Annotated in this window: 8 protein-coding genes; 4 read left to right on the forward strand and 4 right to left on the reverse strand. The window is 43.6% G+C overall.

Features of this window, described 5'->3' with window-relative positions; all coding sequences use genetic code 11:
* Window positions 1-957: 957 nt before the first annotated feature.
* From H5232_RS21010 to H5232_RS21025, 4 genes are all read right to left on the reverse strand, one after another.
* Window positions 958-1,626 (reverse strand): GntR family transcriptional regulator, encoded by a 669-nt coding sequence (locus tag H5232_RS21010; protein ID WP_145234461.1) that lies wholly within the window; start codon window positions 1,624-1,626, stop codon window positions 958-960.
* Between the two features lie 135 nt (window positions 1,627-1,761).
* On the reverse strand, window positions 1,762-3,258 hold the full coding sequence (locus H5232_RS21015; RefSeq protein ID WP_182717615.1) for an aldehyde dehydrogenase (NADP(+)): 1,497 nt from the start codon (window positions 3,256-3,258) through the stop codon (window positions 1,762-1,764).
* Window positions 3,259-3,271: 13 nt separating this feature from the next.
* Window positions 3,272-4,273: a 4-hydroxyproline epimerase gene (locus H5232_RS21020; protein ID WP_182739491.1), complete on the reverse strand. Its 1,002-nt coding sequence runs from the start codon at window positions 4,271-4,273 to the stop codon at window positions 3,272-3,274.
* Window positions 4,273-4,455: a hypothetical protein gene (locus H5232_RS21025; protein ID WP_145234469.1), complete on the reverse strand. Its 183-nt coding sequence runs from the start codon at window positions 4,453-4,455 to the stop codon at window positions 4,273-4,275. The genes H5232_RS21020 and H5232_RS21025 overlap by 1 nt, the downstream gene beginning before the upstream one ends.
* A 269-nt stretch (window positions 4,456-4,724) precedes the next feature.
* On the opposite strand from H5232_RS21025, the gene H5232_RS21030 reads away from it, so the two are divergent.
* The 4 genes from H5232_RS21030 to H5232_RS21045 form a co-directional block, all read left to right on the forward strand.
* Window positions 4,725-6,014, forward strand: coding sequence for an FAD-binding oxidoreductase (locus tag H5232_RS21030; RefSeq protein WP_182797634.1), 1,290 nt, complete (start codon window positions 4,725-4,727; stop codon window positions 6,012-6,014).
* Between the two features lie 25 nt (window positions 6,015-6,039).
* Entirely contained in the window at window positions 6,040-7,260 is a 1,221-nt protein-coding gene (locus H5232_RS21035; protein WP_182831451.1) for a Xaa-Pro peptidase family protein, read from the forward strand.
* A 144-nt stretch (window positions 7,261-7,404) separates the two neighbouring features.
* Window positions 7,405-8,052 carry a DsbA family oxidoreductase gene (locus H5232_RS21040; protein WP_182831452.1) on the forward strand — a complete coding sequence of 216 codons (648 nt, stop codon included), beginning with the start codon at window positions 7,405-7,407 and terminating at the stop codon, window positions 8,050-8,052.
* Window positions 8,053-8,243: 191 nt separating this feature from the next.
* Window positions 8,244-9,479: YfcC family protein (locus H5232_RS21045; RefSeq protein WP_182831453.1), on the forward strand; the 1,236-nt coding region annotated here is incomplete at its 3' end.

Genomic DNA, 9,479 nt, shown 5'->3' on the forward strand with positions numbered 1-9,479 from the left:
ATTTGGCATATTCAAGTTTTTGTTGTGCACTGAGTGTTACTTTTGATTTTCTGGTCATAGTGATACCTTTTGGGTTTAGCTCATTTTACGCTATAAACCTGTCCAGTTTCATTAGACCATTACAGGGGGTAAATGTGAGCAACATCGAAGACTCTGACATTTTTCTTGTTTTTCTTAACGACGAGATCTCTTCTGCACAAAGGGCAAGAGCCATCAACTTCACAGAGTAAACTCATTTTAACCGTGTCATTTACACTAGCACGTCTTGGTTTTTCTGACAAAACTCTACACTCCATTTGCAGGGTACGACTTAATTGCTCTATTCACATAACAGCGTTTTACCAAGAATACCGATAAACACTCTTGAGTGATTATCCTAAACTGCGTAAATACACATTAAAATTTATAGTAATATTATTAACTTACTAATTTATGATGAAGATGACAACAAAAACTAGCCACGGCCATACCGAGGATTTACTTAATCGAGAACTAACATTTTTGTTAACCGAGAATGAAGAGCGTATAAAACAATAAAATCAATAGGTTACTTTAAATTTAAAATACCAAGCGAGAATTAATGCTAATTACATACCGCGAATTTTAGTATCGAAACTGCAAGCCCCTATTAAAGGAACGTGCTTACCTTATTTTAGTGAAACAAAAATGAGCCGCACAACAGCTATGAACGCATGCAAAAAGATACACTGCATTGTTGAAATTCAAAGTACTTAGTTAAGCCTTGTTTAATTAGAAAGGCGATAAAACACAGCTATAGGGTATGCTTTGAGATATTAAACAAACTCGTTCATTTCATATCTCAATACTGGCTATTAATGGCGTTACACTCAGTGCGCTTATGATGCCTAACTTGGCTGACTCATTCACTGAAAAGTACGCCCCTAAGGCAATGAACTATTAAGTGAGTGCTGCACAGCGTAACTACAACTTATAAAGCTACCTTTTTTCGTCTTCGATTTTTAATAATAGCTTTTTAATGTCGTTTTTGGCGCCCAAGATATGCTTTTTCAAAAAGTCACAGGCTTTTTTAGTGTCTTTTGCGCGACAGTGATTTAACAATGTGCGGTGCTCTTCGGGTGCGGTGGTTAAACCACCAGCCAGTAAAATATGCATGCGCACGTAGCGCTCTGAATTTTTACTATACATATCTACCAGCTCACGGGTTTGTGGCCGTTGCGCGCGCGAATATAATTTACCATGAAATCGACTATTTAAATCGCCTGTGGCAAGGTGGGTGTCGCCCGCATCCATAGCGCTTTCAAGCTCAGTTAAAATAAGCTCAGCGTCGATTAAATCTTGATCTGTTAAACCGTCTATTGAATGGCTTAATAGCTCTGCTTCAAGTAAGGCTCTTAAATCAAAAATCTCATCAATTTGTGATGCTGAAAGCTCTGTTGCCGTAGCTCCTTTGTGCGCTTCAAAGTTAACAAGCCCTTCGGCTTCAAGCTGAAGAAGTGCCTCACGTACAGGAATACGACTTACGTTCATCTCTGTTGCCAGTGCAGCTTGACGTAAGGGCTCGCCTGCTTTAATTTCACCAGAGAGAATTTTTGCGCGAATTGCTTCTGCAACAAGCTGGGTGCGGGTTTTGTGCTCGATAGCCATGGTGATCCTCTTACATTGCATTTAGCATACATTATACTCAAGTTCACTCATATGCCAAGTGAGAATCTGTCTGTACCCTATATAAACAAGGGGGAAAGCGGGAATATACAATTTGCATATCCCGCCCAATAAATCCTATGCTTGATAACAAATTGGTCGCATAAAACGTAACATTGCATTTGCGCCCACAGAGGTACTGCGTACATCGGTTGAACTTGGGAACGGCCCACCGTGGTTCATTGAAGCGCACACTTCAACACCTGTTGGCAGCTGATTTTTTATCAAACGACCTACTTTATATTGCAGCGCTTCGATAAGGCTATCGGCGTTGTTTAAATCAGCTTCAGTGCCATGAATACTGGCGGTTAACTGCCCTTGTAATTGGTTTATCAATGTCATGAGCTGCTGTTCACTGTCGTAGCGCACCACTAACGCAGCAGGGCCAAACACTTCTTCTTGCAAAGCTGAGATTGCTAAATAGTCATCAGCATTACAAGCAAATACATGTGCATTAGCATGAAATTCATGCTCCAGCTTGCCTTTACCCAGCACGCTAAGCTTATCAAGCTGAGTTCGCTCTGCTATTTGGTGTTTAAAGGTTTTAACAATCCCAGGGGTGAGTAAAGTGTCTGATGGGGCATCATTAATACACGCTGTTATATGTGCTTCGAGTTCGTCACACCCGGTTGGTACTAACCAAAGCCCTGGGCTAGTGCAAAACTGCCCGTTCCCCATCAGCATTGACTGGCAAAGTGATTGTGCCATCTCTTTGCTATGTTCAATGGCTTTATTGAGTAAAATAACTTGTGGGTTAATACTGCCAAGCTCACCATAAAATGGTATCGGCTCTTCACGCTTGGCAATTGTTGCTTGCAGCTTGCTGGCCACATTAAAAGAGCCTGTAAACCCCACCGCTTTTATTGCCGGCGCAGCCACTAATTGATGCGATATGTCGTAGGCTTTACTTTGTACCATTGCAAACACGCCTAACGGCATTGCACATTCTTTAATGGCTGCAAGCGCCACACGTGCCATCAACTCACCCGTTCCTGGGTGCGCGGTGTGGTTTTTTACAATTACTGGGCAGCCTGCTGCAAGGGCTGCGGCGGTATCGCCGCCCAGTGTTGAAAAGGCGTAAGGGAAATTAGATGCACCAAATACAGCCACCGGCCCCAGCGGTAAATAGTTAAGTTCAGTGTGCGGCTTTGGTAACGGTGCTCTGGTGGCATCTGCTTCATCCACTATTTTTAAACCCAGTGGCGATTCAGGGTTGTCACGTAATGCATTAGCAAAGGCTTTAAGCTGATTTACGGTGCGCATACGCTCACCTTGCAAACGTGCCAGCGGTAAGTTGGTTTCTTGCTGTGTTTGCTCAAGTAACTCATCACCAAGCGCTAAAATATGATCAGCAATACATTCTAAAAAATCTGCTCGTTGTGCAAAACTGGTTTTACGATATTCATAAAACGCCGATTGTGCGGCTTCTATTGCACTGTCTAACTCAGTGGCGCTGAGGTTAAAAAAGCGCGTTGCGAGTGGTTCATTGCGGGCGGGGGAAAATGCGTTAAATTCACCATTTCCAGAGTGACCGAGCCATTGCCCTGCTACTAAACTTTGTCCTGTTAATGTCATGCTTTGCTCCTCATTAAATTACTTGAAACCCAAATGCGTATGGGTCATCGTCATCTACGGTGATAGCACTTGTGCCCGTCACCCTAGACCAACCTTGAATACTTGGTAAGATAGCTGTTATGCCTGCGATCTCTGTTACGTGTTCAATGCAACCAATAAACTGGCTGCCAATATAACTTTCGTGAATAAAATTTTGCCCTTGAGCCAACTGCCCTTTGGCAAATAGCTGTGCCATACGGGCGCTGGTGCCTGTTCCACATGGCGAGCGATCAATGGCTTTATCACCATAAAAAACTGCATTTGCGGCGTCTGAATTGGCATTTTTTGGGGTGCCTGTCCATAAAACATGGCTTGCGCCTTGAACGGTTGAGTCAAGCGGATGAACACATTTAATTTTGGCGTTTATTGCATCACGCACTAGCGGGCTATATTGCAAAATTTGCCCAGCCGTTAAATGTTCAATGCCTTTATAATTACCTTGCGGTTCAACAATAATGTAGAAGTTGCCGCCATAGGCGATATCTACTATCAGCTCGCCCAATTCAGGCACTTCAATAACTATCGACTTATGTGCTAAATACGCAGGTACATTATAAATTTTTACCCACTGTACTTTGCCATCACTCATTTCATAGTTGATCTGGACACGCCCAGCAGGTGTGTCTAGCAGCAGAGTTCCCGGCACTTTTGCCTGTAACAAACCATGCTCTAAAGCAAACGTAACGATACCCATTGTGCCGTGGCCGCACATAGGCAAACACCCAGATGTTTCAACAAATAAAATAGCGGCATCGCCGTCTTCCGTGGTCGGTGGATATAAAAATCCGCCCGACATCATGTCGTGACCGCGAGGTTCAAACATCAGTGCTTGGCGGATCCAATCGTGATTTTGCAAAAAATCTTGGCGCTTCTCACTCATGCTCTGCCCGCTCAATTGCGGGTGACCACTGGTTATAAGCCTAACTGGGTTGCCGCAAGTATGGCCGTCAATACAAAAAAAACTTCCTTTACGCATCACTTAGCCCACTTTAATTTTGTTAGGTTAGTAGGGCTTGCTATAGCCAGTGCAATCATGCCGTGAACAGCTTTGTTGATCAGTTCATCGCTCATGTTTGCTGTTGTTGCAAAGTTAATGGAGTCGTCTGCACTAAACTGAGCCATTACTGCTGCACAGACTCCTTGCCAAGTTACTGTCATTTTAATTACCTGATTGATGTTTAGGCTTGATATCATAGGTATATTGTATACAATAATCAATATCCCACCTTAAAGTTTGTTAAAAGGTTTATCTTCTGAGGCTCTTTTGGGATTGGGAATAACTACTTAAGAAACTGAAAAACAATGCTTATTTACTGATTTAATACAGCGGGATTTTTTTCATAAATCACTGTTTAAAGTGAGATGCAATGTATACGCGCCTACAAATCAAGTGTTTGGTATTACTTTTATAGAAGAGGTAAATTATTTTGGCGGATAAAAATAAACAGCAAGTCGCCGTTATAGGAGCTGGTATTATTGGCATTTGTAGCGCATTACAACTACAACGAGCAGGTTTTGCAGTCACCTTGTATGATGAAAATGGTTTAGCGCAAGGCTGCTCTAAAGGCAATGCTGGACACTTTGCGACTGAGCAAGTGTTTCCGCTTGCGCACCCTTCACTATTAAAGAAGCTACCCGGTATGTTATTCAATCCATTAGGGCCGCTACGGATTGATTGGCGTTATGGCTTTAAAGCCCTACCTTGGTTTTGGCAATTTGTTAAAAACATGCCAAGCAAGACTTATCGCACTAACACACAAGCACTTAAGGCGTTAAACCAACTAGCGATCCCCGCTTATGAGCGCTTACTCAGTGAGTATAATTTAGGCCACTTACTAACTAAAAAGGGCAGCTTACTGACTTTTGAGACCACCCCTCTTAGTAAAATTAACGCTATGCTGCGCAGCTACCTTGATCAGGGTATTGAGGTGGAGTTACTTGATGGCGAACACGTGCGTCTACTAGAGCCCAATTTAGCTAAAACCATTACCTACGCTTTATTATTTAAAGAGGTGGCTCACAGTGTTGATCCGCATTTATTTTGCCTCAACTTAGCAGAACAATTTAGCGCGTTGGGCGGCCAATTTTGCCAACAAAAAATCACCTCGATACAGCCTGCAAAGCAAGGTTATACACTCAGTTGCCAAAATCAAATTGTCACAGCGAATAAAGTAGTCATCGCCGCAGGCGCATGGAGTAACACACTATTGAAACCTTTAGGCTACAAAGTGCCGCTTGATACTGAACGTGGTTACCATTGCATGCTAGCCGGTAATTACGGGCTTTCACGCCCTGTGGCCTCTGCCGAGCGTCACTTTATTATGACTCCCATGAGCCAAGGCCTACGCATTGCTGGCACGGTAGAATTTGCCGGCACCAAACGAAAAATGAATAACAAACGCGCATTAGCATTATTACCCAACGCTAAAGCATTACTGAATAGATCAGCCTTTTCATTACATGCTAACAGTACCTGGATGGGCTGTAGGCCATCGCTACCGGATTCATTGCCCGTTATTGGTAGCGCCCCGAACCACGATAACCTGTACTTTGCTTTTGGCCACCAGCACTTAGGATTAACCCAAGGCGCCGTAACCGCAGAGCTAATAACCGCACTGTGTTTAAACCACCCGCCGCAAATAGATATACACCCTTATTGTGTGAGTCGCTTTTCAACGCAACCCGCTTGCAGTAAAGCACAGCCACACGCACAATAGCCGCATATAAATAAAGGAGAGCACCATGACAACATTCGGAATTGGTACGCAAACTAAAGAGCAAGCACTCGCCGGTCTAAGCGATATGACGGGCGATTTAATGCCTATTCAGGCTGATGAGCATTTAGCGCGTATTGCCAAAGCACAAGCCTACATGCAAGCCAATTGTATTGATGCAATTTACTTAAATGCAGGCACTAACTTAACCTACTTTACCGGTATGCGTTGGTATGCCAGTGAGCGTATGGTAGGCGCAATATTACCGGCTAAAGGCGACGTACAATACATTGCCCCGTATTTTGAAATTGGCTCACTAAACGGTTTTAAAGTCATCGATGGCCCTATTCGTGGTTGGCAAGAGCACCAAAACCCTTATGCTTTATTTGTTGAAATACTCGCAGAAATGGGCATTGCGGCTAATGGCACTGTTGGCATTGACGAAAGCGCACAGTTCTTTATTTTTGATGGTATAAACAAAGCACAAACTGGCTTAAACCTAGTCAATGCACAACCTGTGACCGCTCATTGTCGAATGCATAAATCAGCCAACGAGCTGGCACTGATGCAACGCGCTATGGATATGACGTTAGCGGTTCACCAAGCAACTGCAAGTATGTTACACGAAGGAATCAGCACGAGCGAAGTTGAAGCGTTTATCAAGCAAGCACACCAAAAAGTAGGTGCTCCAGGTAACTATTTTTGCATCGTATTATTTGGCGTTGCAACCTCGTTCCCACATGGCGTGAAAGACCCGCAAATTCTTAAAAAAGGCGATATGGTACTGATTGATACTGGCTGTAAAGTACATGATTATTTATCAGATATTACCCGCACCTATGTGTTTGGTGAGGCCACAGAGCGCCAACGCCAGTTTTGGGATTACGAAAAAGCCGCGCAAATCGCCGCCTTCAACGCTGCAAAAATTGGTGCGCTTTGTGAAGCAGTCGATGCCGCCGCGCGTAGTTACTTAGCCGCGCAAGAGCTAGGTCCTGAATATCAAACGCCAGGTTGCCCCCACCGCACAGGCCACGGTATTGGCTTAGATATTCACGAATGGCCTTATTTAGTCGGCGGCAACAAAACCCCACTTGCAACAGGTATGTGCTTTAGTAATGAGCCTATGCTAGTTATACCTGATGAATTTGGCGTTCGCTTAGAAGATCATTTCTATATGACTGATAAAGGGCCAAAATGGTTTACTGAGCCTGCCCATAGCATCGAAGACCCTTTTGGTTTAGCTGACTAAGCTAGTCCATCATAACGACTGCACGGTAAACGCTTACCGTGCAGTTTAAGCACTTATTTCTGTAAATTGAAAATCCCCCCTCTTGAATTAACCCCTTCGCGCCTGCATATAGACCCGTACACACTGTAAAAAATAGGCTCACTCATGAAAAAGCTAAAAATCGACATCGTTTCAGACGTAATGTGTCCTTGGTGCATTATTGGTTATAAAAACCTTGAAACAGCATTAGCGCAATTAAGTGACGAATTTTCAGCTGAGATCAGCTGGAAGCCATTTGAGTTAAACTCAGATATGCCAATTGAAGGGCAAGATTTAAATGAGCATTTACAACAACAATATAGCCTGAGCGAGGAGCAAGGCGACGAAAACCGCAAACGTATTTTAGAGATGGGTGAAAAAGCAGGCTTTACCTTTAATTTTGACGGTAAACGCATCATGATCAATAGCTTTGACTTACATCGCTTACTCACTTGGGCTGCCACTGAAGGCAAACAAACCGAGCTAAAACTCGCTTTATTTAAAGCCCACTTTACCGATTTAATTTTCCTTAATGAGCAAGACAACCTACTTGATGTAGTACAAAGTGTTGGTCTTGATAGAGCCCGCGCAAAAGAAATTTTAGACTCAGGCGAGTATTTCCAAGAAGTACGCAGCGAGCAAAATGCGCTACAGCAAATGGGCATTTCCTCAGTGCCAACCTTTATCATTAACGATCAATACGCCCTCACTGGCGGCCAGCCAAGCGACGCATTTGTGCAAGCATTTAAACAAATCGCCGAGCAAGAAGCGTAATAAAATGACAAGCGACGCAATTTACCTGTTGCGTCGCTTTTTAACTAACTTTCTTCTTTAACTTAGTGCCCCCCGTTACATTCCTTTACAGACTGACGTTGCTATTTTTATTGTGATTTTATAACTCGTGTTATCCTTAACAAAAAACAGCGAGGCATATCTGCTGCGCCAATTATAAAAATGGAGAACGTATGAGTAATTCTTTCAAAGTACCGCATACTTTGATTTTACTGCTAGGTATGATGGTCACTGCGTTAGTTGCTACCTGGTTAGTACCACAAGGTTTTTTTGACACAACACTCACCGAGTCTGGTCGGGAAATGGTCCTTGCGGGCACCTATCATACGGTCGCTGAACGTCACTATCTTACCCCTTGGGATTTATTAACGGCGATTCCGCGCGCCTTTGCTGCGGCGCAAGATGTGATCTTTTTTGTCTTGATTGTTGGCGGTGTACTGGCCATTGCCCGTGCTACCGGCACGGTTGATGCGTTGATTGGCCGTTTACTTGAGCGCCATGGTAAAAAGCCGCAACGACTTATATTTATGGTGGTTTTTTGTTTTGCCTTAGCATCAAGCAGTATTGGTACAGCGGGTGAATATATTCCATTTGTATTAATATTAGTCGCTCTTTGTAAAGCTATGCGCCTTGATGCAATGACAGCAGTAGGGATGATTGTAGCCGGTTACGGGATTGGTTATGGCGTGTCTGCGTTTAACCCATTCACAGTGTTAATTGCCCAGCAGATTGCTGAAATTCCTGTTTATTCTGGTTTATGGTTGCGCTTAGCGATATTTGTGCCCTTTGTACTAATTGGTTTTCATCATGTGTGGCAGTACACTAAAAAGGTGGCCGCCGATCCAAGTAAATCCATGATGCTTGATGTGCCTTGCCCTCTCAATGATCAAGCAACACCGCATTACCCTGAACTTGCACTGCGTCATAAATTAATTTTAGGTAGCTTTATTGTCACGCTAGGTGTTGCTGTATGGGGTATTGCAACCAAAGGCTGGTACTTATACGAATTAGGCGGCGTGTTTATCGCGTGGGGTGTGTTGATCGCTATTCTGGGCCGTTTATCTGCCGATGATGCTGCAAACCGCTTTATTGAAGGTGTTTCAGATCTCGTCACCACCGCTATTTTAATTGGTGTTGCCCGTGGTATTGCTTTAATCCTCGAAGATGGGCAAATATTGCATAGCTTAGTGCATGGCATGTCACTGCCATTATCTTATGTGAGTGCTGAAATATCAGCCATTGGCATGTTAGTAATTCAAACAGTGCTTAATACCTTTATTCCGTCAGGTTCTGGGCAAGCGTATGTCACTATGCCACTTATGGCACCACTGGGCGATTTAGTCGGCGTGCCACGCCAAGTTGCAGTGCTTGCGTATCAATTTGGTGATGGCTTTTCAAATATGATTATC

The organism is Pseudoalteromonas sp. SG41-5 (assembly GCF_014164495.1).
Lineage (GTDB): Bacteria > Pseudomonadota > Gammaproteobacteria > Enterobacterales > Alteromonadaceae > Pseudoalteromonas > Pseudoalteromonas rhizosphaerae.

What these genes read in the sequence shown, in the direction of transcription:
- H5232_RS21010 (WP_145234461.1), bottom strand. Translation starts at nt 1,626, where the DNA reads ATGGCTATCGAGCACAAAACCCGCACCCAGCTTGTTGCAGAAGCAATT.
- H5232_RS21035 (WP_182831451.1), top strand. Translation starts at nt 6,040, where the DNA reads ATGACAACATTCGGAATTGGTACGCAAACTAAAGAGCAAGCACTCGCC.
- H5232_RS21040 (WP_182831452.1), top strand. Translation starts at nt 7,405, where the DNA reads ATGAAAAAGCTAAAAATCGACATCGTTTCAGACGTAATGTGTCCTTGG.
- H5232_RS21025 (WP_145234469.1), bottom strand. Translation starts at nt 4,455, where the DNA reads ATGACAGTAACTTGGCAAGGAGTCTGTGCAGCAGTAATGGCTCAGTTT.
- H5232_RS21020 (WP_182739491.1), bottom strand. Translation starts at nt 4,273, where the DNA reads ATGCGTAAAGGAAGTTTTTTTTGTATTGACGGCCATACTTGCGGCAAC.
- H5232_RS21015 (WP_182717615.1), bottom strand. Translation starts at nt 3,258, where the DNA reads ATGACATTAACAGGACAAAGTTTAGTAGCAGGGCAATGGCTCGGTCAC.